The 24,147-nt window shown below is 48.8% G+C and carries 26 protein-coding genes and 1 rRNA gene; 11 read left to right on the top strand and 16 right to left on the bottom strand.

Annotation, left to right across the window (positions count from 1 at the left end; all coding sequences use genetic code 11):
* The first annotated feature begins 3 nt into the window (after positions 1-3).
* The 4 genes from IT233_12455 (at position 4) to IT233_12440 (ending at position 3,001) form a co-directional block, all read left to right on the top strand.
* Entirely contained in the window at positions 4-726 is a 723-nt protein-coding gene (locus IT233_12455) for a 2-phosphosulfolactate phosphatase (protein MCC7303442.1), read from the top strand.
* 73 nt (positions 727-799) lie between these two features.
* Complete coding sequence (locus IT233_12450) at positions 800-1,171, top strand: hypothetical protein (protein ID MCC7303441.1); 372 nt, start codon at positions 800-802, stop codon at positions 1,169-1,171.
* Positions 1,172-1,209: 38 nt separating this feature from the next.
* A complete protein-coding gene (gene porQ, locus IT233_12445; protein ID MCC7303440.1) occupies positions 1,210-2,271 on the top strand; it encodes a type IX secretion system protein PorQ in 1,062 nt (353 codons plus the stop codon).
* Between the two features lie 43 nt (positions 2,272-2,314).
* Positions 2,315-3,001 (top strand): (d)CMP kinase, encoded by a 687-nt coding sequence (locus IT233_12440; GenBank protein MCC7303439.1) that lies wholly within the window; start codon positions 2,315-2,317, stop codon positions 2,999-3,001.
* Here the strand turns inward: IT233_12440 and IT233_12435 are convergent.
* From IT233_12435 to IT233_12415, 5 genes are read right to left on the bottom strand one after another with little or no spacing between them, the layout of a single operon-like run.
* A complete protein-coding gene (locus IT233_12435; GenBank protein ID MCC7303438.1) occupies positions 2,995-3,672 on the bottom strand; it encodes a hypothetical protein in 678 nt (225 codons plus the stop codon). The genes IT233_12440 and IT233_12435 overlap by 7 nt on opposite strands.
* Positions 3,673-3,702: 30 nt before the next feature.
* Positions 3,703-5,115 carry an HD domain-containing protein gene (locus IT233_12430; GenBank protein ID MCC7303437.1) on the bottom strand — a complete coding sequence of 471 codons (1,413 nt, stop codon included), beginning with the start codon at positions 5,113-5,115 and terminating at the stop codon, positions 3,703-3,705.
* Entirely contained in the window at positions 5,112-5,666 is a 555-nt protein-coding gene (locus IT233_12425; protein ID MCC7303436.1) for a threonylcarbamoyl-AMP synthase, read from the bottom strand. Before IT233_12425 ends, IT233_12430 begins: the two co-directional genes overlap by 4 nt.
* 10 nt (positions 5,667-5,676) lie before the next feature.
* On the bottom strand, positions 5,677-6,798 hold the full coding sequence (locus tag IT233_12420; GenBank protein MCC7303435.1) for a glycosyltransferase family 4 protein: 1,122 nt from the start codon (positions 6,796-6,798) through the stop codon (positions 5,677-5,679).
* The gene (locus IT233_12415; protein ID MCC7303434.1) at positions 6,798-7,604 is read right to left on the bottom strand and encodes a 2,3,4,5-tetrahydropyridine-2,6-dicarboxylate N-succinyltransferase; all 807 of its coding nucleotides are present in this window, start codon (positions 7,602-7,604) and stop codon (positions 6,798-6,800) included. The genes IT233_12420 and IT233_12415 overlap by 1 nt, the downstream gene beginning before the upstream one ends.
* Before the next feature lie 72 nt (positions 7,605-7,676).
* On the opposite strand from IT233_12415, the gene ruvX reads away from it, so the two are divergent.
* From ruvX to IT233_12390, 5 genes are read left to right on the top strand one after another with little or no spacing between them, the layout of a single operon-like run.
* Positions 7,677-8,090: a Holliday junction resolvase RuvX gene (gene ruvX / locus IT233_12410; GenBank protein ID MCC7303433.1), complete on the top strand. Its 414-nt coding sequence runs from the start codon at positions 7,677-7,679 to the stop codon at positions 8,088-8,090.
* Entirely contained in the window at positions 8,087-8,683 is a 597-nt protein-coding gene (locus IT233_12405; protein MCC7303432.1) for a peptide deformylase, read from the top strand. Before ruvX ends, IT233_12405 begins: the two co-directional genes overlap by 4 nt.
* Before the next feature lies 1 nt (position 8,684).
* The gene (locus IT233_12400) at positions 8,685-9,245 is read left to right on the top strand and encodes a tetratricopeptide repeat protein (protein ID MCC7303431.1); all 561 of its coding nucleotides are present in this window, start codon (positions 8,685-8,687) and stop codon (positions 9,243-9,245) included.
* Positions 9,242-10,693, top strand: a complete 1,452-nt coding sequence (locus IT233_12395; protein ID MCC7303430.1) for a hypothetical protein — start codon at positions 9,242-9,244, stop codon at positions 10,691-10,693. Before IT233_12400 ends, IT233_12395 begins: the two co-directional genes overlap by 4 nt.
* A gap of 3 nt (positions 10,694-10,696) precedes the next feature.
* The gene (locus IT233_12390; protein ID MCC7303429.1) at positions 10,697-11,968 is read left to right on the top strand and encodes a hypothetical protein; all 1,272 of its coding nucleotides are present in this window, start codon (positions 10,697-10,699) and stop codon (positions 11,966-11,968) included.
* On the opposite strand, the gene IT233_12385 is transcribed toward IT233_12390, so the two are convergent.
* The 11 genes from IT233_12385 to IT233_12335 all read right to left on the bottom strand — a co-directional run bounded on the left by IT233_12385 (position 11,944) and on the right by IT233_12335 (position 22,397).
* Entirely contained in the window at positions 11,944-12,771 is an 828-nt protein-coding gene (locus IT233_12385; GenBank protein ID MCC7303428.1) for a hypothetical protein, read from the bottom strand. The two genes, IT233_12390 and IT233_12385, sit on opposite strands and share 25 nt — an antisense overlap.
* A gap of 34 nt (positions 12,772-12,805) precedes the next feature.
* Entirely contained in the window at positions 12,806-14,011 is a 1,206-nt protein-coding gene (locus IT233_12380) for a hypothetical protein (protein MCC7303427.1), read from the bottom strand.
* A 106-nt stretch (positions 14,012-14,117) separates the two neighbouring features.
* Positions 14,118-14,798 carry a response regulator transcription factor gene (locus tag IT233_12375; protein MCC7303426.1) on the bottom strand — a complete coding sequence of 227 codons (681 nt, stop codon included), beginning with the start codon at positions 14,796-14,798 and terminating at the stop codon, positions 14,118-14,120.
* An 86-nt stretch (positions 14,799-14,884) separates the two neighbouring features.
* Positions 14,885-15,802 (bottom strand): ribonuclease Z, encoded by a 918-nt coding sequence (locus tag IT233_12370; protein ID MCC7303425.1) that lies wholly within the window; start codon positions 15,800-15,802, stop codon positions 14,885-14,887.
* The gene (locus tag IT233_12365) at positions 15,802-16,566 is read right to left on the bottom strand and encodes a T9SS type A sorting domain-containing protein (protein ID MCC7303424.1); all 765 of its coding nucleotides are present in this window, start codon (positions 16,564-16,566) and stop codon (positions 15,802-15,804) included. The genes IT233_12370 and IT233_12365 overlap by 1 nt, the downstream gene beginning before the upstream one ends.
* Positions 16,567-16,576: 10 nt before the next feature.
* A complete protein-coding gene (locus IT233_12360; protein MCC7303423.1) occupies positions 16,577-16,939 on the bottom strand; it encodes an STAS domain-containing protein in 363 nt (120 codons plus the stop codon).
* A gap of 58 nt (positions 16,940-16,997) precedes the next feature.
* Positions 16,998-17,930 carry an aspartate carbamoyltransferase catalytic subunit gene (locus IT233_12355; GenBank protein ID MCC7303422.1) on the bottom strand — a complete coding sequence of 311 codons (933 nt, stop codon included), beginning with the start codon at positions 17,928-17,930 and terminating at the stop codon, positions 16,998-17,000.
* Complete coding sequence (pyrR, locus tag IT233_12350) at positions 17,923-18,483, bottom strand: bifunctional pyr operon transcriptional regulator/uracil phosphoribosyltransferase PyrR (protein ID MCC7303421.1); 561 nt, start codon at positions 18,481-18,483, stop codon at positions 17,923-17,925. The genes IT233_12355 and pyrR overlap by 8 nt, the downstream gene beginning before the upstream one ends.
* Before the next feature lie 108 nt (positions 18,484-18,591).
* Positions 18,592-20,427, bottom strand: coding sequence for a 30S ribosomal protein S1 (gene rpsA, locus IT233_12345; protein ID MCC7303420.1), 1,836 nt, complete (start codon positions 20,425-20,427; stop codon positions 18,592-18,594).
* A gap of 172 nt (positions 20,428-20,599) precedes the next feature.
* Entirely contained in the window at positions 20,600-21,319 is a 720-nt protein-coding gene (locus tag IT233_12340; protein ID MCC7303419.1) for a DUF2807 domain-containing protein, read from the bottom strand.
* A gap of 1 nt (position 21,320) precedes the next feature.
* Positions 21,321-22,397, bottom strand: coding sequence for an acyloxyacyl hydrolase (locus IT233_12335; GenBank protein ID MCC7303418.1), 1,077 nt, complete (start codon positions 22,395-22,397; stop codon positions 21,321-21,323).
* Between the two features lie 34 nt (positions 22,398-22,431).
* On the opposite strand from IT233_12335, the gene mazG reads away from it, so the two are divergent.
* Together mazG and IT233_12325 are read left to right on the top strand one after the other, a co-directional pair.
* Positions 22,432-23,226: a nucleoside triphosphate pyrophosphohydrolase gene (gene mazG / locus IT233_12330; protein MCC7303417.1), complete on the top strand. Its 795-nt coding sequence runs from the start codon at positions 22,432-22,434 to the stop codon at positions 23,224-23,226.
* A 474-nt stretch (positions 23,227-23,700) separates the two neighbouring features.
* A 16S ribosomal RNA gene (locus tag IT233_12325) occupies positions 23,701-24,147 on the top strand; the annotation flags it as partial.

The following is a 24,147-nucleotide window of genomic DNA, read 5'->3' as shown; positions in this document are numbered from 1 at the left end:
GTTTTGCCGGAACAAAAGAAAATAGACGCCTGTTTTTCGCCGTACCTCTATCCGATTTACCGGGATACAGAAAGTGTGGTGGTGGTTATTGATATCCTGCGTGCTACCTCTGCCATCTGCATTGCGTTCGAGTACGGGGTAGAAAAAATTATTCCGGTGGCCACGGTGGAAGAAGCAAAACACTGGAAGGAAAAAGGATTCCTTGCCGGAGCAGAACGTGATGCCGTGAAGGTGGAAGGGTTTGATTTCGGCAACTCCCCGTTTGATTATAACGGTCCGCACGTGAAGGGCAAAAGCATTGTGCTTACCACCACCAACGGAACGCAGGCCTTAGACGCCGCCAAAGACGCATACAAGGTAGTGGTGGGATCGTTTCTGAATATCGGCGCATTGTGTGAGTTTCTCCTCAAGGAAAACCGGAATGTTTTGTTACTGTGCTCCGGGTGGAAGAACAAATTTAACCTGGAGGATGCCCTCTTCGCCGGCGCTGTCACGGAAGCACTCAGCGCAAGAGCAAAAAAGTTTAAAATGGGAGACGCATGCCTCGCACTGAAATACCTTTATCAGATGGCAGAAAAGGACCCCGTTAAATTTCTTAGTAATGCTTCCCACAAAGAACGGCTGGCTTCTCTTAACCTGAAGAAGGATATCCGCTTCTGTCTAACTCCCAACCAAACCGGTATTATTCCCGTTTTAAAAGACGGCGCGCTGGTTAGATTGATGTAATGCATTGATAAACAGCGTATTTGGAATATTCGATGAAAACCGATAAGTTTGTAAGAACCTAAAAAACAACGGCATGGCTTTCAAAGTGATCAAGATCGTTAATGAGTACACCGTGATGATCGCTCCGGAATGGAGGGTGTGGAAACACAAAATGGGTGGCAAAAAAGTGCGGGCAACGGACTATTCCATATCCAGCAAGGCGGATGTAAGGAGGGATGCCAAAAAGCAGCTGTTAAACAATGTTCTTGGCAAGACCATCGAGATCCGGAACATTTCAGGAATTTCTTCTTCCGGTATTTTGATGGCGGAAATCTGGTGTGAAGGCCAGTCGGTAGCTCGGCTGATGCAGGGCCTCAAGCCCGGCAAGGTGGCGAAGAAGGCGGCGGCACCACGGGCGGTCAAGGAAGAACCGGTTGCAGAGATCGCGGCTGAGGGAAGTAACTGATCCCCGCAATTTTTAATACTTTTTTTCGTTCGGTCAGCATGAGGAATCTGCGCCTTTTTGTTACCTGTTTTTTCCTCGGAACCTTTTTTTCTTTCAAGGCTCAGACGGGCGGTGATAATACGTTTGAATTCCTGAATCTCACATTGTCGGCACGATCCTGTGCGCTGGGGGGATATACACTTCCCACCAAAGACGACGATATCAATCTGGTGTACGACAATCCGTCTGTCCTGAGCAACAGGTTGCACAACCAGCTTTCTCTGAGTTATATTAATTATTTCGGCGATGTCAATTACGGCTATACTGCCTACGCCAGAGAGTTTAAAAAGGTGGGCACCTTCGCTGCTGGACTGATGTATGCCGATTACGGAAAATTCAAAGAAACAGATGTCACCGGAGAGGTAACCGGTTCTTTTTTTGCGTCGGATTATTGTTTTCACATATCCTATGCGCGCCCGCTGGATTCCATGTTTTCCGTGGGTGCTTCGCTCAAAACAATTTATTCTGTATACGAGGATTACTGGAGCGGAGGAAATGTAATAGACCTCAGCGCTATTTATTCCAGGGAATCAAAGAATTTTACCGCGGCGGTAATTATCAAAAATATTGGCCGGCAGTGGAAAGGGTATACGCCGGGAGTGATTGAACCTATGCCTTTTGAGATTCAGGCAGGAATTACAAAAAAGCCTAAACACGCCCCTTTCCGAATGTCATTGATACTGACCCATCTGGAAAAATGGGATCTCACCTACACCGATCCGGCCAATCCTCCTGTTACGGAAGACCCCATCACGGGCGAACCGCTGAAAGAGCGGAAGCTGGCAAAATTCACGGATAAGGCCATGAGGCATCTTCATGTGAGCACAGAGATGATTCTCACCAAAAATTTTCATATCCGGCTGGCCTATAATTACCGCCGCCGAAAGGAATTACTCACTGAAACAAAACCGGGTCTGGTGGGATTCTCCTTCGGATTCGGTATGAAGATCAATCGGTTCCAGATCAGTTACGGCCACGGCAACTACCACCTTGCCGGCGGCACAAACAACTTTACAATTACTACCAATCTGGCAGATTTTATACGAAAGCCATCTATCTGATACCGGGGTATCCCGGTTTCCGTTAACCAAGTATCTTTACCCTGTGAAACTCACTATCGCCATTGACGGTTATTCTTCCTGCGGTAAAAGTACACTGGCGCGCTCCCTGGCTTCCCGCATCGGCTATAAGTACATTGATACGGGAGCCATGTACCGGGCAGTAACACTTTTTTGTATGCAAAACGGAATCATCAAGCCCGAAGGTTCCTTTGACGCGGGAGAAATAGTAAAGGCGCTTCCCTCTATTGATATCGGCTTTTTATACGACCCGCGAAAGAAATCTTCGGATACACTTCTCAACGGATCGAATGTGGAACATGATATACGTACCATGGAAGTCTCATCACTGGTGAGTCCGGTTAGCGCCATCCCGGAGGTGCGAACTAAAATGGTGGCACTTCAGCGCCGGATGGGAAAGGGGAAGGGAGTGGTGCTCGATGGCCGTGACATTGGAACCAATGTTTTTCCGGATGCGGAATTAAAGATTTTCATGACAGCGGAAACCGAAGTGAGAGTGCAACGCCGGTTCGACGAATTGCATGCCAAAGGATCGCGTGCGACACTGGCGGAAGTAAGGGAAAACCTGATGGCACGTGATCAGGAAGACACAACCCGTAAAACAAATCCGCTCAGAAAGGCGGCGGACGCGGTGGTATTGGATAATTCCGATCTGGACAAGGAGGAGCAGTTACAGTTTGTGCTGCGGCTCGTGCAGGAAAGGATTCAGTGATCTTCTTCTTCCGCGTCGTAACTGCCGGAGGATTCATCTCCGTCTTCCCCCCCTTCATTTTCCTCCTCTTCATTTTTTTCTTCGCTCATTCCTGCGGCGCGTTCATGATCCTCTTCGTCCATCCCTTCCTCCGCGGCCGCGATCTGCTCCGGCATTGGTTCATCCTCCTCATCACTGAGTTCGGCGGAAAGCTTGGAAAGCAAATCCCCCCCTTCCTCAGGGGTAGCGGGTAGCACCTGTTTGTATTGCTTGGGCGGAGTTCCGATGGTACGCGTTACACGCGGATATACCGCTCCCGGCTCTTCGCTCACAATCCGTGTCATCTCAATGTGGAAAGTCCACAGTTCCTTGTAATCGTAAATGAAAATGAATTTCTGGTGAGGATCGTCAATGTAGCTTACCACTTTAGCCTTCTCCATCAGGCGAAGCGGACTTTCCCTTTTCTTTCCGGCATATCCTGTCTGACGATCTTCTTCCTTCCAAACGAATTCTTCCCCATATCTCCAGGAATCATCACTGATAAAGAAGGAACCGGAGTGTTTGTCGTCAAATGCTACCGAACGGAGAATGCAGTCGGCTAGTTCGCGAAAAGAGGTTGAACCCTTCGCTTCCAGATCCCTGGACACGTCGTCCTGGTCTTCAAAAACCACGCGGAATTTGTAAATCGCCATCGGGACTTAAAGTTAAGTAAAAAAACAGCATCACTGCGCAGGGGCAAGGCCAAGTTCTTTTCCTTTCTGAAGCATGAACCCGAACGCCGTCTCATAGGTGTTCGGAATCACCCCGTCAAGGATTGCTTCCCGGATAGCATCTTTGATAATGCCGACCTGCTTTCCCGCGGGTATTCCGAAGGTTTTCATAATCAGTTCGCCGCTCACCGGCGGTTGCCAGTTCCGGATCCGGTCCTTTTCTTCTACTTCTTTCAGCTTTTCCCTTACCAGATTAAAATTACGCATGTATCTGGCTACCCGGTTTGGATTCTTGCTGGTGATGTCGGCATTGCACAAAAGCATGAGATCGTCAATGGCATCCCCTGCTTCAAACAGGAGGCGGCGCACCGCACTGTCTGTTACTTCTTCCTTGCTGAGTGCGATCGGCCGCAGGTGAAGGAGTACCAGTTTTTGTACAAATTTCATTTTTTCATTCTGCGGCAACTTCAAACGTGCAAATATCCGGGGCACCATTCGTGCGCCCTTATCTTCGTGCCCGTGAAAGGTCCATCCGTTTTCTTTATCATATCGTTTGGTTTGCGGCTTGGCAATGTCGTGTAGAATGGCTGCCCATCGCAGCCACAGATCCGTACTAACGCGTGAAACATTGTCCAGAACCTCCAGCGTGTGATAAAAATTGTCTTTGTGTGATTTGTCGTCAACTGTTTCAACGCCTTTTAGTTTGCAGAATTCCGGAAAAATAACCGGCAGCAGTCCGGACTCATTTAAAGTCCGGAATCCTTCTCCGGGAGCCGGACTCAGAATGATCCTGTTAAGTTCTTCCGTGATCCTCTCCATGGAAACGATACCGATCCGGCCTGCATTTTTTCCGATTGCAAGAAGGGACGCTTCTTCTATTTGGAATCCCAGCTGACAGGAAAAGCGCACGGCGCGCATCATCCGCAGCGGATCGTCGCTGTAGGTGATGTCCGGATCCAGCGGTGTCCGCAACACTTTTTCCGCCAGGTCTTTCCTGCCGTTAAAGGGGTCAAGAAACTCACCAAAAGATGCGGCATTCAGGCAGATGCTCATGGCATTCACGGTGAAGTCGCGGCGGTTTTGATCTTCTTCCAATGTTCCGTTCTCCACCACCGGATTACGGGAATCTCTCCTGTACGATTCTTTTCTTGCACCTACAAATTCAATATCCAGATCGTTGATCTTAACCTGGGCGGTACCAAAATTCTTAAAAACGCTCACGGTGATACCGCCTGACTTCCGCGCAAAAGCTTCGGCCAGTTCAATACCATTGCCGATACATACAATATCAATGTCTTTGCTTTCTTTGTTCAGCAACAGATCTCTAACCCATCCTCCAACAATGTAGGCGCGCACACCCGCTTCGTCGGCTGCTTTTCCGATGGCATGAAAGACGGGATCATTAAGCGCAGCGCTGTAGTTCATTTCCGGAGTACTTTCACTTCGCCGTTATTTCTGATCAGGATAACAGGAGAAGGGGGAGGCAAGTTTTTTTCGAGTTGCCGCAAGGGGACAATAAAGTCAACGGCTTCTTTTATTCTGGGAGAAATCTCTTCGTAATTTTCCGGTGCGCGGTTACCGCTGATATTGGCTGACGTGCTCACAACCGGCCGCTGAAATTTATGAATCAGGGTCCGGCAGAATTCATCCTTTACCAGCCGTATGCCGCAGGTACCGTCGGATCCAAGCACGTTCGGCGCTACCCACCCGGCATTCTCATATACAATGGTTACAGGGCCTTCATGCTGTTCTATAATGTCCCAGCTGGCGGCCGGTGCATCGGGTACCATGCGATTGATCATCCGGTCGTCCGATGCCAGCACAATCAGGGGATGCCCTTCACTGCGTTGCTTGATGAGAAATAAGCGTTCCACTGCCTTTTTATTCGTGGCGTCGCAGCCCAAGCCCCAGATCGTGTCGGTGGGATATAAAATAACGCCTCCTCCCCGAAGTACTTTCAGGCATTCCTGGATCACCGATTCCTGCTTAGAGCGTATGATAAAGACGTGTCATTTGTGCTGCGGCCATTTCGGGCCGGAAGCGTTTTACATATTCAAGTCCTTCTGTTCTCATTTGGTTACGCCGCACCGCGGATTCCGCAATCTCCGAAATGGCCGCTGCCAGTTCTTCTGCGTTGAGCGGATCTACGTAACAGCTTCCGGGGCCGCCCGCCTCAGGGAAACATCCGCCGCGGGATGCTATCACCGGTATGCCGGCACCCAGTGCTTCTATGATGGGAATCCCAAATCCCTCAATGAGTGAGGGATAGACAAACACGGAGGCGCCGGAATAAATGGCCGGAAGTTCCTGCTGTGCTACATCCTCCAGAAAGAATACCCGCCGCGTGAGCCCGGCTTCCCGGATCCGCTCACTTACTTTCCTGAAAGCTCCTTTCTTCTTTCCCACCACCACCAGCGGAATATCTTTTACCCTTTCCATCGCCCGCACCACCGTGATCAGATTCTTTCGGTCTTCTATCGTCCCAACATGCAGAATGTAATCGCGGGGTAAACCGTATTTTTTTAAGACGTTCTCTGTGTCAGCGGATGCAACCGGCCGGTGAAAGGCTTCATCCCCGCTCTGATAAATTACCCTGATCCGTGTCTCAGGAAGGAAATACAGCTCCTCCAGATCTTTTTTTGTCTGCTCACTTACTGCCACTACTACATCTGCCGTATGGCAGGCGTGACGGCATTTTTTGTTGTAAATCGTCCGGTCAAGGAACGGATAAAGCTCAGGGTGCCGTATAAAAATAAGATCATGCACCGTCACAACTTTTTTTCCTTTAAAACGCTGAATGTTAAACGGAAGTTCGTTGGACAGTCCGTGATAAATGCTGATTTCTTCTTTCTGCAGGAGGCGGGTGATCACATAGGATCTCCAGCGTGCTTTCAGTCTGCGGTCAATGAGTGAACCCGGCGTGTGTACAATAACACCGGGGTGCGTTTTGCACCAGTCAGAGAATTCTCCTCCCTTGTCGCGCGGACTGTACAGGTGCAGCTCATCCCCCTGCGGCAGGGCGGCTAAGGCTTTGATAAGTGAACGGGAATAATTACCCAGTCCGCTCGCATTGGTAAAAGCCCGCTTGGCATCGAATCCTATTTTCATCACACAGCTACCTGATGGTCTCTCAGTGCATCGTTGAGGGAAGTCTTCAGGTCCGTGCTTTGTTTCCGCTGACCAATGATCAGTGCGCAGGGTACCTGAAATTCCCCTGCCGGGAATATTTTCGAAAAGCTTCCGGGAATCACCACCGCACGCGGGGGAACTTTCCCTTTATATTCCACGGGTGATGTTCCTGTAACATCAATTACTTTTGTGGATCCCGTGATCACTACATTTGCTCCCAGTACCGCCTCCTTTCCGATGTGGGCTCCTTCCACCACTATGCAGCGGGAACCGATAAAACATCCATCTTCTACAATCACCGGCGAGGCTTGCAGGGGTTCCAGAACGCCTCCGATTCCTACCCCTCCGCTCAGGTGTACATTCTGGCCGATCTGAGCGCAGGATCCCACCGTTGCCCAGGTGTCTACCATCGTGCCTGCATCCACATAGGCTCCGATATTAACATAACTCGGCATCAGAATCACCCCTTTCGCAAGGTATGCGCCGTATCGGGCAATGGCATGAGGTACCACACGTACGCCCAGCGCGGCAAAGCCATGCTTTAATTTCATTTTATCGTGAAATTCCATCGGACCGGCTTCCATCGTTTCCATTTGACGGATCGGAAAATACAGGATCACTGCCTTCTTTACCCACTGGTTTACAATCCACCCGCCGTTACCGGGTTCGGCCACACGAATCTTTCCGAGGTCCAACCCTTCAATAACCGATTCAATGGCTCGGCGAACTTCTGCTTCTTTTAAAAGATCCCGGTTTTCCCAGGCTTTTTCGATGATTTCTTTCATAGGTGCCGACAGGCAGGCTAAAGGTACAAACCCCCTGTGAATCAGAGGTGAAAGTTTCGTAAATTTGTGCCAATGGGTCGTATCATGGGCATAGACTATGGTACCAAACGGGTAGGGGTTGCCGTGACCGATCCGCTGGGTATCATCGCGCACGGACTTACTACCTTGCATCCCAATGAATTATTTGACTTTTTAAAGCAGTATTTCTCAAGGGAAAAGGTGGATGCGGTGGTGGTGGGAGAACCCAAAGGTCTGGATGGGAAAGAAACCGATGCCACCCTGCACGCAAACTTGTTTGTAAAGCGGCTCACAGGCTCTTTTCCGCAGATGAAAGTGGAAAGACTCGATGAAAGGTTTACTTCCCGGCTGGCGAAAAAAGCCATTTTGGCGTCAGGACTGAAAAAGAAACAAAGGAAAAATAAAGCCCTGGTGGATGAGGTAAGTGCAACCATTCTCCTTCAGGATTATCTGGAAATAACAAAATGATTTTGCCAATTGTGGGATATGGTGATCCGGTACTCCGGAAAGTTGCCCGTGAGATCAGGAAAGATCATGCCGGACTCGACCGGTTTATTACGGACATGTTTGAGACCATGTACAATGCCAGCGGAGTGGGATTGGCCGCGCCCCAGGTAGGAAAAGACATCCGGCTTTTTGTGGTAGACGCCTCCGTATATGCTGAAGACGACGAAGCGGATGACGGCCTTACAACAGATGAGGAAAGGCGAAAGCTTGCCGGCTTTAAAAGAGTATTCATCAACGCTGTTATGCTTAGCGAAGAAGGAGAAGAATGGCCCTTCAACGAAGGATGCCTGAGTATTCCAAAAATCCGGGAAGATGTTCACCGGCTGCCAAAGATCGTTCTGCAGTACCACGATGAAAATTTCAAAAAGCAGGAGGAGGAATTTGATGGCCTTGCGGCCCGTATCATACAGCATGAATATGATCACATCGAAGGCAAACTCTTTACCGACCGCATCAGCCCCCTCCGCCGGCGGATGATCAAGGGAAGACTGGATGATATCATCAAAGGGAAAGTGCAGGTGGATTATAAAATGAAATTCGCAAATGCAAGATGATATGAAAAAACTGCTCCTCATTCTGACAGGTATTTCCGGAATCTTTTTGTTCTCATGCTCCGGAGGAGAAAACCAGCCGGAGCTTTCGCCGCGGGATTCGCTGGTAAGAAAAATTGACACGATCGAGATGCGGATAACAGAGCTGAAAGCATCAAACAAGCTGGATAAAAAACTGGCATCTGCCGCACTGGAAGCATATACTCAGTTTGCCGCTACCTATAAAACGGACTCGCTTACTCCCTGGTATCTGTACAAGGCGGCGGATATTGCTTCAGCTGCCCTCGGCGATCACAAAAAAGCCGTCGATCTGTATGATATTATTCTCGCCGGGCATAAGAAATTCCCCAAATACCCCGATTGTCTTTTTCTGGCCGGATTTATCAGCCAGGATAAACTGCAAAACGGAATTAAAGCAAAGGAATATTATGATGAACTCATACGGGACTTTCCGGATCATGACTTCGTGGATGATGCGCAGGCTATGATCTCTTTCTTCGGAAAAACGGATGAGGAAATCATACGGGAATTCGAAAAGAAGAATCAGGAAATGCAGAAAAAGTGAGACGTGTACTGTTTTATATCTTTTTAATCTTCTTCCCGGGGGGGGTCTTCCCTCAGCTGATTAGATTTGAAAAAGTTTATGGCGCCTGGAGTCACGATAAAGGGAACGCATGTGTGCAAACCTGGGATTCCGGTTACGTGGTGGTCGGCAGTTCCTCCTCCTACGGCAATGGTGCTTCAGGACTCTACATGCTTCGGCTGAATAAATACGGAAATTTTGTGTGGCACCGCACGTTCGGCGAGGTGAATGTGGATGTGGGAATGTCGGTGGTGGAGTCAACCGACTCCGGAATTGTATGCGTGGGGTATACCAACAGCTACGGAAGTGGAGGGTATGATCTGTGGGTGCTTAAAACAGATAAAAATGGAAATTTTCTTTGGCAGAAAACATACGGAGGCAGCAATTGGGATTTTGGAAACTGGATCGCCCCTGCAGCCGGAAATGGATTTATTGTTACAGGCAGTACACAGAGTTTCGGGCAGGGGAATTCGGATATCTGGGTGCTCCGGCTGGATCAGAACGGAGATACCCTTTGGACACGAACGTACGGTGGGTCAGATGAAGAGGAGGGGGCTGAAATTATAGAACTCTCAGGGGGTGATTTCTACCTCAGCGGAAAGACAAAAAGTTTTGGTTCGGGGGGGTATGATATCATTTCGATGAAAATCGGAAGTGGGGGAGATACCACAGGCGGACAGGGTTGGCACCGGATCTTCGGAGGTAACCTCGATGATGAGGGTACCGCGGTGACCGTTACATCAACGAACGAATTGGTAACGGAAGGAAATACATTCAGCGTGGGATTTGGGGGCAGTGATGGTATTCAGATCAGGTACGATCTGGCAGGGAATTTTATTACATTCAATACTTTCTGGTCCGCAGGGCATGAGGCGCACTACTCGGTGTTACCCCACGAATCCGGAAATTTTGTGGTGTTCGGGGAAAAGGGCGCCAGTACAGGATCACAACATGAATTCAGAATAGATATGTTCGCGGCCGCCGGATGGTATGTCTGGTCCAGCGATATAGGCGGCTCTGATGATGAGATCGGCAGTCAGATTATCCGCACAAAAGATGGTGGCTTCTTTGCCGTAGGTACCACGTGGAGCTATGGCAACGGTCTTTCGGATATTTATGTGATTAAAACGGATTCTGCCGGAGCCGCCGGCGGAAATGTTGCCGTGAGTGTTGAAGAAAAATTGCCTGGCCTGTTCTCCGTTTTCCCCAATCCTTCCTGCGATGGTGCGTTTCAGATCTACACACGGGGTTCTGGTGATCAGCAAATTGAAAGCGTGGAAATGTTTGACCTGGCAGGGCGGCCGGCCTTTATCACTGTTTCGACGGATTATAGAAGGGTCGTGACTGATTCGCCGGCAGCCGGATGTTTTTTTCTCAGAATCACCACGTCGGCAGGAGTAACCACCATCCCAGTTTGCATTATCCGGTGAACAATGCTCAGTAAAATCCCCAGGTTTTTCCTGCTGTATCTTCTGCTCCCGGTATCGGTATTCCTTACGTTTAATAAACACAGCAGGATTGGACAGGACCATTACAGGAATCCCATTTTTGCTGATGCGGCAGGATACAATGCCTATCTCCCGTATTTTTTTATTCCTGCAGAAAAAATTCTCGCTGTAGATTCCCTTTCGGTGAAAACCGGCAATGGCTTCAGTTACACTGCATCTGGTGTTCTGCAAACGAAGTACCCCATGGGAGTGGCTATTCTGCAGCTGCCGTTCTTTCTCACGGCGCACCTGATAAGTCCGGATGCAGATGCCAATGGATATAGTTCTTTCTATCGCGGGGCGGTCAATGTTGCCGGTGTAACCTATGGCTGGCTCGGACTCGTGCTCCTGGCGCTGGTATTGAAACGGCGATTTCCCGAATGGATATCCTTCACGGTTCCCCTGCTTCTTTTTGCAGGTACCAATCTGTATTGGTACATGATCGACGGCACGGGGATGTCGCATGTTTATGATTTTTTTCTCGCGTCGCTTTTTTTGTTTTTGATCTACCGGTTCATGGAGCAGCCTTCGTTTATCCGCTTTGTACTTCTCAGTACCTGCGCCTCTTTTCTTATTCTCGTACGTCCGATGGACTTCCCCGTTCTGCTGATGATCTTCTACGCAGGTGTCAGGGGAAGAGCAGAACGGAAGCAGCGCCTGATTGATGTTCTTGGTAAACCGTTGAGGTTAGTGGCGGGAGTGGGCATTGCCTTTCTCGTTTGGATTCCGCAAATGCTGTATTGGAAACATGCACAGGGCTCTTACTTTCATTATTCCTATACCGGCGAATCATTCGAAAACTGGGCGTCACCTTACTTTTTTCATGTGCTCTTCAGTACAAAAAACGGCTGGTTATTGTATTCTCCTCTTATCATCCTTGCCCTGGCAGGAACGCTTTATTACATTAGAAAAGGTTACCGGGAAGGGCGTGGAATTCTGGTGGTTACACTGCTGGTGACATACCTCGCAGCCTCCTGGCATAGCTGGATGTTCGGCTGCGCATACGGCGGCCGGAGTTTTATAGTGCTTTATCCTTTTCTGGCAGTGGGACTCGCCTGGCTGATCATGAATATTTCCTCGATTTGGAGCAAAATTATTTTTACGGTTCTCGTGATCGTTTTTATCGCGGTAAATATAGATATGATCTATTACTACGATGGATGCTTTTACGGCAACAACTGGGATCTTGCTGCTTATTTCCGTCTGCTCAACAAATAACGGTGATACCGGATGAGTCCTTCCACGGGGTCAGGATAAAAACGCAGCAAGGTGAATCCTTTACGGCGAAGGAAGGATCGCAGTTCGGTCCGGAAATTCCATGCAATGCCGCCAGTTAACGCAAGAACCGAGTTCCGACGTATACGCAGGGGTTTAAGATAATAGGAATGATAAAGGACAAAGGCTTCCAGCAGCAGAGAACGGACATAGGCGTCCTTTCTTTTTTTACCGGCAAGTTTTGCGAGCCGCGCCAGCGCCGCCGCAGGTTGTTTATCAGAGAAAGATTTTCGGATGGCCGGTTTCCATGCGCGAACCAGCCGTAAAGGCATTCTGCCCGTTTCAGCATCTTGTACCATTCGTAATCCCATCCAGGCTCCGCTGCCGTGATCTCCGGCCGGAAATCCCCCGGCACCGGTAGTACGAGTTATCTTTTTCCCTGAAAAATATCCGGCGTTGCTTCCAGTACCCAAAATGCCGATGTACCCGCTCCGGTTTCCCAGCATCCCTGCGGCCGCAGCCTCCAGGTCGGTATAAACGGATATGGTGGCTGCTGGAAATTGTGCGCTTAGAAGCCCCATCATTTGTTCGCGGGGCGCACTGCGGCCACAACCTGCGCCGTAAAAAATTACCTCGTCAACAGAATATTTACGGATTCTTTTGGCGATTCGCGATAATTCTTTTTTGATCAGGCGGTGGTCTACGCTGTTCGGATTCAGTCCGTGACCATCTAATGGCAGGGTCTTCCGTTTATCGGTCAGGATCCAACGGGTACGAGTACCCCCGCTTTCCGCAATGAGAAGCATTACGCGAAGGTACTAAACCCGTCATGATATACCCTTAGAACCAGAAGCCGAAGCCCATGTTGAAGTACTTCTTCGGAACGTCGTTATCCTGATCCGTGCTTAGTTGGGAGAAATCTGCCTTGAAGGCTACGGAGGTACCCATAAAATAACCTATTCCGGCAGTCAGTTCCTTGCGGTGAAACGATTTATTTCGTGTGAGTGTGCCGGCTACTGAGGCATGTGTATCATAGTCTTCATAGCGACCAAATACAATGAGTTTGTTTTCTTTTTTGCATTTGGTCATCTCCAGAATATTGTATCCCAGTTCTACATAATAACCTGCCATAGACGCTCCGAGATCCTTGCCGGTGAGCTTATTGTAGGATTCTGTGTTGCTGAGCGAGCAGAGAATGTACTGAGCGCGAAATTCCACACCGATAATCTTGTAACGCACATCCACGCCGGTCATGCTGATGCCTACCAGCGAGGAGTCGAATTTTGCCCGAGCATTTTGAAGCGTATCCTCTTTCCATAGCCCTTCGTACAGCTTGCTTTCGCTTTCCCCGAAGTAACCCGCGAGACCAACTTTGAGATTTTTTACTCCGTAATAATCAACCTTCACGGAAAAATCCGGAGTGGTCATCACAGACTTTATTCCCTTCTGACGACCGCCACGCAGCCCGTCGCTCCCTTTGAATTTGCCTGTCCCGTCGTATCCCATGAACCCGTTCATCGCGTAAAGCTGGTAACGTACGGATGCTGCGTTAAACTTACCCGTAACTCCTGCTCCCAATTCTCTCCAGGTACTTGGGATGATGTTTTTGTCAATGTTCGGACGAATCGTTCCGTTAAAGGTGGTAGGTTCATGGTATTCATTAATGATGCCCATAGGCACCAGGAGTAACCCCGTTCGGAGATCCATCCACTTCGTGAGCTGATAATTAATGAAGGCCTGCTCCACCGCCGCTTCATTCACGTGCTCGAATTCAAGCTCCCCCACAAAATGCGTCTTGTCATTGAACTTATACCCCAGAAACATAACCAACCGGTGCACATCAATCAGGGCGTTGTGATACGCGGTGTCGCCAAACTGCCGTGTGTATTCCACCTGACCGTATGCACCGATGGTTAGTTTGTTTTCCGATTTCGAATGAATAATTGTATTTACCGCGTTCAGCGGCGGAGTCATCGTGGTGCTGTCGTTTTGTGCTGCAGAAAACAGTGCGGTATTTAATAGAGCCAGTGTAAGAAGGTATCGCATATGCTGTGCTTATTTAGATTAAGTATAAATAACACAGCAAAGCTAATTAGCTTGAAATTCAATCAAATACCGGATATTAGGTATTTCTGGTACCTTGATTCAGGTATCAGTTGGGTGTGGGATTAAGCAGGAATTGATCCTGAGGTACCAGGCCATTTTTAATGGCAAAAAGCACAAGACTCGCGGTATTGTTAACCCCTATTTTGGCCATAATATTTTTACGGTGAGTCATAATGGTGTGAGAACTGAGGCAGAGCTTATCGGCAATCGCTTTATTCGTTAGTCCTTCTGCTACCAGTTGAATAATCTCTACTTCACGCGAGGAGATCCGAACGCCGTTACAGGAAAAAGATCCGGAAGATTCCGCACCTTTTTCATTCATGGTTTGGTTAAGGATCTTACCGCAGAAAAATTTTTCTCCTCTGGAAGTGGCCACAATGGCTTCCAGTATCTCGTCCTTTTCGCAATTCGTAAGCAGATGGCTGATGATGCCCGCCGCGATAGCCTTGCTTACTGTCTGACGGGGCTGAATGGGAGTGATAGCCAGAATATGCGTTTCGGGAAAGTACCGGTTCACTTTTTTAACCAGCGACAGGTCAAATCCGGAATCTGTATAATTAATAACCAGCACCTTGGGATGAGTAGTGAGTAGTAATTCGAGCAGGTCTGTACTCTGCGTGCATTCTCCTGCTAAACTGAAACCAACCGCTGTTCGAAGGATGCCCCTGAGTCCTTCTCTCACCAGGAAGTTTTCAGTGGCAATCACAACATTTTGATTTTCAGTCATTTTAATTTAGAATCAGTTTAAATAGCACGCAAATATATATAAGTTCCCCTATTTGAAAACATGATTTTTGTCTTAATAACGCTTTTTCAGTGTTCTGCAGGGTAGGAACGCCCTTCCTCGGCAGCCAACGTATTGGGAAACAGGGCGCGGGCCTCGGCTAAAAGCCCGGCGCTGTCGTAATACCGCGCACTGAAGTGTCCGATCAGCAGTTGTTTTACCCGGGCGGCAGCGGCTGCTTCGGCTGCATCCTTCGCCGTGGAATGCCAGGTCTTTTTTGCTTTGTCGCGGTGTACTTCCATAAAAGTGGCCTCATGATAGAGCAAACTTGCGCCCTGAATCACTTTTGTAAATTCATCCGATCGGAGGGTATCTGAACAGTAAGCCAGTTTTCTGGGAGGGGGAGGTGGATGCACCACATCTTCTTTTTTTATTTCTTTTCCATTTTCCGCTACGTAGGCAACTCCTCTTTTTAATGCGCCGAGGAATTCTTTGGGCACGCCGAGCGCTTCCGCCTTCTGTACGTCCAGTGTTCCATCTGCGGGAACTTCTTCAAAAAGGTAGCCGTTACAGGGGATGCGGTGTTTGAGTGGGAAAGTTTTCACACTAATCCGTTCATCGCTGAACACGTTGCACACCTCTTCCGTTACTTCATGAATTTCAAGCGGGAAGTGCAGAAATGTGTCGGAAAACCTGTGTTGCAGTTCGATGATTTCGCGCAAGCCGGGCGGTGCAAATATATTCAGAGGCTTTTTTCTTCCCAGCAGATGCATAGATCCCAGCAGCCCGGGTAATCCGTAATAATGATCACCGTGCAGATGCGTGATAAAAACAGCCTCGATTTTTAATATTGAAAAGTTGAATCGTCTCAGCTGCATCTGAGTCCCTTCTCCGCAGTCAATCAAATAAAAACGCTCATGTACTTGTAACACATGAGCGCTTGGATGTCTTCCTGCCGCGGGAAGCGCCGAACTGCTTCCCAGTACGGTCAGCGAAAACGGCTGCATCACCGGTTAATCACCATCCTCCGGGTAACCGTACGGTCGCCCATGGTCAGGGAATACATATACACTCCGGAAGTGTATCCTTTTGCATCGAAGGTGAATTTATTTTTTCCTTGTCTGGCTCTCAGATTGTAAGTGCCTACTTCCGTGCCGACCATATTATACACCCTGATCTCCACGTTTCCGGCAGTTCCGGAAATAAAGGTAATGTCGGACCGGTCGGAAAATGGATTGGGAGCGTTCTGCAGCACTTCAAAAGTGGCAGGATCCATTTCGTTAACACCGCTGGGCGCATTCACTACAATTTTATAATAAGTGATGGTGAAGTTAGTAGGCGTAGTGCTTCCGCCTACATAGTTCGCTGTGGGGATACTGAGATTGTAGGTGCCGGTATCGTTGATCGTAGGGTTTCCGGTAATGATAACGCACCCCCTTGTGTTACCTTTCCAGGAACAGCGGGTCTGATTGCCGGGGCCCTGATTATAACAGGAGTAGGTGAATCCGGGAGGTAATCCATTGATCGCGATAAGAACGGTACTGTCCCAGGGAATGGGAGGTATCGGCCAGGGGAGAACCTGAGTATCCTGAGGAACTACAATGGTAATAAGCTGAGCATAGGGTGAATTGGCGTACGCAGGTGCAAAATTCGTAGCACTGTCAGGGTCAATGCCTGGACCCGGGAAGCTCATGTTAGGATTACAGGCCTGCGCGCCGGCAAATTGCCATGCCGCAAGGCAGAGTAGGCACAGGATAAAAAATTTTCTCATGAATCAGGGTTTAATTATTGCGAGCTACTTCTTCCGTGAAGATCATGTTAACGGCTTCCTCCACCGAGGGAGCAATGTTCAGAATGGAATCGAGCTGTGATATGGAGATCAGTTTAGTAACGTTCTCCTGAAGGGAAGAAATCACCAGCGTACCGTGAGAATTCTTGCATAGGCGGTTGGCCACAAGTATGGCGCTCAGGCCTGAAGAATCGCAATAACGTGTACTGGTGAGATCTATGATGATATTCTTTACTCCATCCGCGTTAAGTACAACCAACTCGGATTTCAATGAGGGAGCCACATTGCTGTCCAGTTTTTCCGCCTGAGTGCGGATCACCGCAAACTTTTCCTTTCTTTCAACTGAGAATGACATCCTGAACGTGTATCAAACAAAGATAAGGAATTTAGAATATGGAAACAACGCTTTTTTCTTACGATACGGGTGTGCGTCCGGCCAGCAGGAATAATACAGCCATTCGAACTGCTACCCCGTTCTCTACCTGTTCCAGAATGATACTTTGCTTGCTGTCAGCCACATCAGAGGTAATCTCCACTCCCCGGTTTATCGGCCCCGGGTGCATCACTACGATCTTCTTTTTCAGGCTGTCAAGCAGAGCCCGGTTCAGCCCATACTGCATGGTATATTCCCGCAGGCTGGGGAAGTACCGGATCTCCTGACGCTCAAGCTGGATGCGCAGCATATTGGCAACATCGCACCATTCCAGCGTCCTCTTCAGATCCGTTTCTACCCGCACACCAACACTCGAAATATAACGGGGCAGGAGCGTGGCCGGGCCGCAAACCGTTACTTCCGCTCCCATGGTTTTGAGAAGAAAAATATTTGAGAGAGCTACCCGGGAATGAAGAATGTCTCCGATAATGGCCACTTTCACGCCTTTTAGTTTTCCCAATTTCTCGCGTATGGAAAAGGCGTCCAGCAGTGCCTGGGTGGGATGCTCATGTGCCCCGTCGCCGGCATTTACAATCCGGGAATCTACATGTTTACTAAGGAAGAGGCACGCGCCGGGGTTGGGGTGCCGCATCACTACCATGTCTACCTTCATGGCGAGTATATTATTCACTGTGTCAATCAGGGTTTCTCCCTTTTTAACACTGGAAGAAGAGGAAGAAAAGTTTACCACATCGGCTCCCAGTCGTTTTTCCGCCAGTTCAAAGGAGAGCTTTGTCCGTGTGCTGTTCTCGAAAAAAAGATTGGCTATCGTAATGTCACGCAGGGAAGGAACTTTTTTTATCGGACGGTTGAGCACTTCTTTAAAATGAACTGCAGTGTCAAGGATGAGCTGGATATCCTTTGCGTGGAGGCCTTTTATCCCCAGCAGATGCTTCACACTGAGTTTATCCATTCTTTTTTTTCGCTTTGGTTTCTGTTGCAGCCAGAATGACCTGGTCCTTTTTATCTGTTTCCTTCCATTCTACTGTCACCCGCTCCGAGGAAATGGAATCAATGGTTTTTCCTACATATTTGGCCTGGATCGGAACATTGCGGCTGAAGCGCCGGTCAATCAACACCATGAGCTCCACATCTTTTGGTCGGCCAAAATCCAGCATGGCGTCCAGCGCGGCACGGATGGTACGTCCGGTGAACAGTACGTCATCAATAAGAATGACATTCTTTTCCTCTATGGTGAACGGTATGTCGGTGGCCGATGGAACCAGTGAACGTTTACGGAAGTCATCACGGTGAAAGGTGATATCCAGTTCTCCGTAAAAGATGTGTTTTTTCTTGAGAAGCTGCTGCAGCCTGGTCCGGATCCGTCTTCCCAGTAATATTCCGCGGGGCTGAATGGCTATGATCACCGTCTCCCGGAAATCATCGTGCACCTCGATCAGCTGATGGCAAAGCCGGTCAATGGTAATCTGAAACTGCTCGCTGTCAAGTATCAGTCTGGGTTTCATGTCCGGCACAACAAATTTAGGCGATTTAAGATTTGTTTTTTCTCTCTTATTAACATTTGTTCAACCGATGGGCGAAAAAAAATCCCGACCGGGGTCGGGATTTTTTTGTCAGCTTCCTGCTTCATCTTTCTTTTCTTTCTCTGCCAGATCCGTTTTAAGCTGGGAGAGGGCTTCAATGTCACCGAGGGTGGATTTCTCGTTGGCATCTTTGAGCTTCTTCACCGCTTTCTGCGTTTCGCCGGAATCTGAACGCTTGTCTGTTCTCTTGTTCTCCTTCTCGTCGCGTACCATGTCATCAAAGGTGCGGGTGTGGGAGAGTACAATCTTTCGCTGATCTTTATTGAACTCAATCACTTTGAACTCGAGTTGCTCTTCTGCTTTCGCGTTTCCGCCGTCCTGCTTCTTGAGATGACGGTTCGGCGCGAAACCTTCCACGCCGTAAGGAAGCGATACCACGGCTCCCTTGTCAAGTACCTGTGTGATGGTTCCTTTGTGTACGGAGTCCATCGTAAACACGGTCTCAAATACTTCCCAGGGATTCTCCTCAATATGCTTGTGGCTGAGAGACAAACGACGGTTGTCTACATCTACATCCATCACCACCACATCCAGTTTTTCTCCCACCTTGGTAACTTCGCTCGGGTGCTTGATCTTCTTGCTCCAGCTCAGATCACTGATATGAACCAGCCCGTCAATGCCCTCCTCCAGCTCCACAAATACACCGAAGTTGGTGAAATTGCGAACAGTGGCATTGTGCCGCGATCCTTTCGGATATTTCTCGAGGATGTTGGCCCATGGATCGGGAGTAAGTTGTTTGATGCCAAGTGACATTTTGCGTTCTTCTCTGTCAAGTGTAAGAACCACCGCTTCTACCTCGTCTCCCACTTTCAGGAAATCACCGGGTGAACGCAGGTGCTGGCTCCAACTCATTTCGCTCACGTGAATCAGTCCCTCTACGCCGGGAGCAATTTCTACAAATGCTCCGTAATCGGTGATCACCTGCACGCGTCCTTTGATCTTGTCTCCTACTTTAAGATCCTGATTCAGCTTCTCCCACGGATGCGGGGTGAGTTGCTTCAGACCCAGTGCGATGCGCTTCTTCTCATCGTCGAAATCAAGAATAACAACGTTTATCTTTTCGTCCAGTTTAACAATCTCCTCGGGGTGGCTGATTCGTCCCCAGCTCAGATCGGTAATGTGGATCAGACCATCTACTCCTCCCAGATCAATGAACACGCCGTAGGAAGTGATGTTCTTCACAGTGCCTTCAAGCACCTGTCCTTTTTCCAGCTTGGAAATGATCTCTTTCTTCTGCTGCTCCAGCTCCGCCTCGATCAGCGCCTTGTGGGAAACCACCACGTTTTTAAACTCTTCGTTGATCTTGACCACCTTGAATTCCATGGTCTTTCCAACGTAAATGTCATAGTCCCGAATGGGCTTCACATCAATCTGTGAACCGGGAAGGAAGGATTCAATACCAAATACATCAACAATTAGTCCGCCTTTGGTACGGCACTTCACAAATCCCTTGATGATCTCATCTTTTGCCAGTGCTTCCTTCACGCGCTCCCAGCTCTTCATCGCGCGGGCTTTCTTATGTGAAAGCACCAGCTGGCCGGTTTTGTCTTCCTGATTGTCAATATATACCTCTACGGTATCGCCGATGCTGAGTTCCGGATTGTAGCGAAATTCAGAAACCGGAATCACCCCGTCTGATTTGAAACCGATGTTCACTACCACTTCTTTTTTGGAAATGGAAACAACTTTTCCATCCACCAAATCATGGGTGTTGATGGTCTTCAGGGAACGGGTGTATAACTCCTCGAGCTTCGCAAATTCGTCTTGGGAATAAGAGCTTACTTTCTTTCCGATATTGTCCCAGTCAAAACTGGCATCGGTAACGGAAGCGTTGGAAATTACTTCCGGAGTAGTGGATTCTGACATGCTGTTCGCCGGTTTTATGCCTCGGCCGTGGCTTTGTATCCTTCTGGTGCAGCCCCGGTTGCTGTCGCAGAAAGAGTGGTTTTCTTTCTTTAAGTCACACCTTTCCGGGAAAAGGCCTGCAAAGGTACGAATAATGATGGAAAAAAGTGGAATGGGCTGACAAATATAATGATCAGTAAGCCAGCAACTTGCCGGTCCCAAGTACCTCGGAAATTACTACGGGTCCTCCGGTATAGGATACATCTCCCGTCCAGAATAGCCGGGCATGCAATAAGGAGGAGGCGCGTACTCTCGCATTTCCTGTGCAATTCCAGTGCATCCAGGTATAGTTCGTCTGGAGTCCGTCTGCTTCCAGAAAACCGTTGCCCATGGCGTAGCAGGCATGTTCCCCGCAAGAGCCCGTGAGCGTAATGTCGCCTGTTCTTCCCATATGTGTGAGCACTTTATCCGCTTGTAGATCCAGTTGTATGTTTCCTGCGTTGCTTACAATCAGGTCAATGGTGTCGGCTCTGAAAGTGCTTTTACTGGTAAGTTCTCCCGTGCCTTCGTGAAGAATCTTTTTGAGCCCGGTCACATGTACTTTGACCCTGATACGCCGCTTGTAGGTGCGCATGAAATCACATTTATTCTCCTCCCGGATGTGGAGTACCTTCCCGTCGGAGGTGGCCAGAATCTTTGGCATGAGATTTTTACCTCCGGTGATCTCTACCCGGTACACGCTGTCCTGAACCAGTTCCACATCAATTTTATTTTCCAAATAAATTTCTGAAAAGGGCGATACGTCGCGTAACTCAGTGATCTCGTCTCCTGTGCCTTTCACGCAATCCCACCGTTCCTGCGGACTGCATCCGAAGAAAGAAAGTGCGAAAAGGAATAATAGCGGGTACCTCATCTTATGGTCCGGGATTGATGAGCCGGGAAAGTCCGAATTCAAAATTATCCGCCTGCGCCCAATGTGTTCGCAGGGTCATATTGTATGTCCAGAGTTGGGAGAACCGGTAATGAACCCCGATCCGGTGAAATAAAGGACCGGCGATGGGGTAGGGGTTGTATACATAGGCGCCCATTTCTACCACCAGCGAAACAGGCCCAACGGTTACTTCATGTCCGATTTTCAACCCGGCCTGGAAATTCTCATTATAGGAAATTGGGGTTGAATCCAATTCCAGTTTGCGGATACGTGCAGGATTGTTCAGCAGTTCAATACCTCCGGTAATGGTGGAAATATTCCCCAGTGCCATGTGTGCATTAAAAGAGAGCAGGTGAGGAAAATACTTTTTCCCGCCCGGCGGCATGGTCTCGTTAACACCTCCCAATATACGCAGCCAGTAACGAATTTGCCTGTCGGGAAGCGGTGGTTCTCCCTTTTTCGTGACAGGATATCGCGTTACGGCCAGTCCCATGTTTAAGGTAATACAGTTAAACCCAAGGTTGGGAACCGTCCATGCACCATTGGAAAAATGTGCGAAGCCTATTCCCACATCCGTACGGTAACTCCCGCTCCACTGGATGGCGGCGCTGAGTCGGATGTCGGCAAAAGCATTGATATGAGATCCGATCGTTACATTCTTATGGTTTTCAATCCGGTCGAACTTTTCGGTGAGGTAACCGATTCCGGCACCTGTTTTTAGATGAAGGCGTAGGCTTTTGCCTGTGAAAAGCGGAAATTGCAGGTAAGGATCCAGGGCAAACCCCCGCCCGGTGACACCCGGATTCTGCAGATCAATAAAAAAGAAGTGAAGTCCTGTTTCAGGATAACCAAAGGTGCGTTCCCAGTCTCTTTCTCCGCCGGTTCTCCGGAAAACATTCACCTCAGCCCCGTAAATATGTGAAGGAATAATGTAACTCATGCTGGGAGAATGGGGAAGGATGAATCCGTAATGTCCGATTACGGAAAAGCACAGCGAATCAGTTCCACTTGCAGCAGTAGAAATAACAGGAATGAAAAATAACCACAGCACAAAACGCACGGCACAAATTTAATAATGTAACTTGGGGCATCAAATGTCGGAAATGGAACGCAAACTGAAAGAATTGGAGCGGCTTCTTGGGATCATGAATGAGTTGCGGGAGAAATGCCCCTGGGACCGGAAACAAACACCGGAAACGCTTCGCACCCTTACCATCGAGGAAACCTATGAACTCTCCGATGCTATAATGGAAGGCGATCAGGAGAAGATAAAAAAGGAGCTGGGCGATCTTCTGCTTCATATCGTGTTTTATGCACGCATCGGAGAGGAGCAGAAGGCTTTTGATATCGGCACGGTGACCCATTTTTTATGTGAGAAGCTCATTCAGCGCCACCCGCACATTTACGGGGATGTTCAAGTGAAGGATGAGCACCAGGTGAAGGAGAACTGGGAAAAGATCAAACTGAAGGAAAAAGAGAGTCAGACGGCCGCCGGATTTAAATCCGTGCTGGCGGGGGTTCCCCTATCGCTGCCGGCCCTTGTAAAGTCGTGGCGAATCCAGGAGAAGGCCAGAGCAGTGGGGTTCGACTGGGAGCGGCCGGAACAGGTATGGGAAAAAGTAGAAGAGGAAATACAGGAGGTGAAGGAGGAAGTGAATAAGGGCGATGTTAGGAGAATAGAGGAAGAGATCGGAGACCTGTTTTTCGCCCTGGTGAATTATTCCCGCTTTGTGGGCGTGAATCCGGAGGATGCACTGGAGCGAACCAACCGGAAGTTTATCCGGCGTTTCCAGTACATGGAGAAGAAGCTCAGCGAAACGAACAAAGAGATGTCCGCCATGTCGCTTGCGGAGTTGGATGTTTTATGGAACGAGGCGAAGGTTTTGTGAGTAGGCTCCGGTGATTACACAATCACCTGAATTATAGTATATTATATAGGATCAGTGCGCAGAGATCTCATTGAATGCCCAAAGGGATAGGGTTGGATCAGGCATTTTCAGGTTCTGTCAAAAAAATGTTAATAATGATTGGGGCAAAGTGGGTTCAGATGGTTATCTTTGCCCCCCTTTTAGAGGATAATCGGGAAAGAAGTAAGGGCCTGTGGCTGAGGGAAAAATATTTTTAAAGAAATATTTGGTGGATAGGAAAACGGTTTCTACTTTTGCCGTCCCATTTTAGGGGATATTGAATAGAGTTAGAAGTCCGAACGTGGACTTTTGAGAATAGAAAAGGTTCTTTGAAAAGATTGAAGAGGCTATGAAATAGCGGACCCCTTTCCCGGCGAGGCCGGGAAGGAAGTCAAAACCTTGAGTAAACTTCCCTGGCACCGCAGTGATGCGGGGCCATCAGGAAAATCAAACTTTACAATGGAGAGTTTGATCCTGGCTCAGGATGAACGCTAGCGGCAGGCCTAATACATGCAAGTCGAGCGGTAACAGGTGTAGCAATACATGCTGACGAGCGGCGCACGGGTGCGTAACACGTATGCAACTTACCTTCAACTTGGGAATAGCTCCCGGAAACGGGAATTAATACCCAGTATTATTGAGAGATGGCATCATTTTTCAATGAAAGCTCCGGCGGTTGAAGATGGGCATGCGTCCGATTAGCTAGTTGGCGGGGTAACGGCCCACCAAGGCAACGATCGGTAGGGGATCTGAGAGGATTAACCCCCACACTGGTACTGAGACACGGACCAGACTCCTACGGGAGGCAGCAGTAAGGAATATTGGACAATGGTGGCAACACTGATCCAGCCAAGCCGCGTGAAGGATGAAGGCCCTATGGGTTGTAAACTTCTTTTGAACGGG

Source organism: Bacteroidia bacterium, from assembly GCA_020852255.1.
Classification (GTDB): domain Bacteria; phylum Bacteroidota; class Bacteroidia; order JADZBD01; family JADZBD01; genus JADZBD01.
The sequence above is the reverse complement of the archived record's forward strand: the minus strand, read 5'-3'. Positions and strand labels throughout refer to the sequence as shown.

What these genes read in the sequence shown, in the direction of transcription:
- IT233_12390 (MCC7303429.1), top strand. Translation starts at nt 10,697, where the DNA reads ATGCTCAGTAAAATCCCCAGGTTTTTCCTGCTGTATCTTCTGCTCCCG.
- IT233_12355 (MCC7303422.1), bottom strand. Translation starts at nt 17,930, where the DNA reads ATGGATAAACTCAGTGTGAAGCATCTGCTGGGGATAAAAGGCCTCCAC.
- ruvX (MCC7303433.1), top strand. Translation starts at nt 7,677, where the DNA reads ATGGGTCGTATCATGGGCATAGACTATGGTACCAAACGGGTAGGGGTT.
- IT233_12405 (MCC7303432.1), top strand. Translation starts at nt 8,087, where the DNA reads ATGATTTTGCCAATTGTGGGATATGGTGATCCGGTACTCCGGAAAGTT.
- IT233_12420 (MCC7303435.1), bottom strand. Translation starts at nt 6,798, where the DNA reads ATGAAAATAGGATTCGATGCCAAGCGGGCTTTTACCAATGCGAGCGGA.
- mazG (MCC7303417.1), top strand. Translation starts at nt 22,432, where the DNA reads ATGTCGGAAATGGAACGCAAACTGAAAGAATTGGAGCGGCTTCTTGGG.
- IT233_12360 (MCC7303423.1), bottom strand. Translation starts at nt 16,939, where the DNA reads ATGTCATTCTCAGTTGAAAGAAAGGAAAAGTTTGCGGTGATCCGCACT.
- IT233_12450 (MCC7303441.1), top strand. Translation starts at nt 800, where the DNA reads ATGGCTTTCAAAGTGATCAAGATCGTTAATGAGTACACCGTGATGATC.
- IT233_12365 (MCC7303424.1), bottom strand. Translation starts at nt 16,566, where the DNA reads ATGAGAAAATTTTTTATCCTGTGCCTACTCTGCCTTGCGGCATGGCAA.
- IT233_12400 (MCC7303431.1), top strand. Translation starts at nt 8,685, where the DNA reads ATGAAAAAACTGCTCCTCATTCTGACAGGTATTTCCGGAATCTTTTTG.
- IT233_12340 (MCC7303419.1), bottom strand. Translation starts at nt 21,319, where the DNA reads ATGAGGTACCCGCTATTATTCCTTTTCGCACTTTCTTTCTTCGGATGC.
- pyrR (MCC7303421.1), bottom strand. Translation starts at nt 18,483, where the DNA reads ATGAAACCCAGACTGATACTTGACAGCGAGCAGTTTCAGATTACCATT.
- IT233_12415 (MCC7303434.1), bottom strand. Translation starts at nt 7,604, where the DNA reads ATGAAAGAAATCATCGAAAAAGCCTGGGAAAACCGGGATCTTTTAAAA.
- IT233_12370 (MCC7303425.1), bottom strand. Translation starts at nt 15,802, where the DNA reads ATGCAGCCGTTTTCGCTGACCGTACTGGGAAGCAGTTCGGCGCTTCCC.
- IT233_12375 (MCC7303426.1), bottom strand. Translation starts at nt 14,798, where the DNA reads ATGACTGAAAATCAAAATGTTGTGATTGCCACTGAAAACTTCCTGGTG.
- IT233_12385 (MCC7303428.1), bottom strand. Translation starts at nt 12,771, where the DNA reads ATGCTTCTCATTGCGGAAAGCGGGGGTACTCGTACCCGTTGGATCCTG.
- IT233_12430 (MCC7303437.1), bottom strand. Translation starts at nt 5,115, where the DNA reads ATGAACTACAGCGCTGCGCTTAATGATCCCGTCTTTCATGCCATCGGA.
- rpsA (MCC7303420.1), bottom strand. Translation starts at nt 20,427, where the DNA reads ATGTCAGAATCCACTACTCCGGAAGTAATTTCCAACGCTTCCGTTACC.
- porQ (MCC7303440.1), top strand. Translation starts at nt 1,210, where the DNA reads ATGAGGAATCTGCGCCTTTTTGTTACCTGTTTTTTCCTCGGAACCTTT.
- IT233_12435 (MCC7303438.1), bottom strand. Translation starts at nt 3,672, where the DNA reads ATGGCGATTTACAAATTCCGCGTGGTTTTTGAAGACCAGGACGACGTG.
- IT233_12380 (MCC7303427.1), bottom strand. Translation starts at nt 14,011, where the DNA reads ATGCGATACCTTCTTACACTGGCTCTATTAAATACCGCACTGTTTTCT.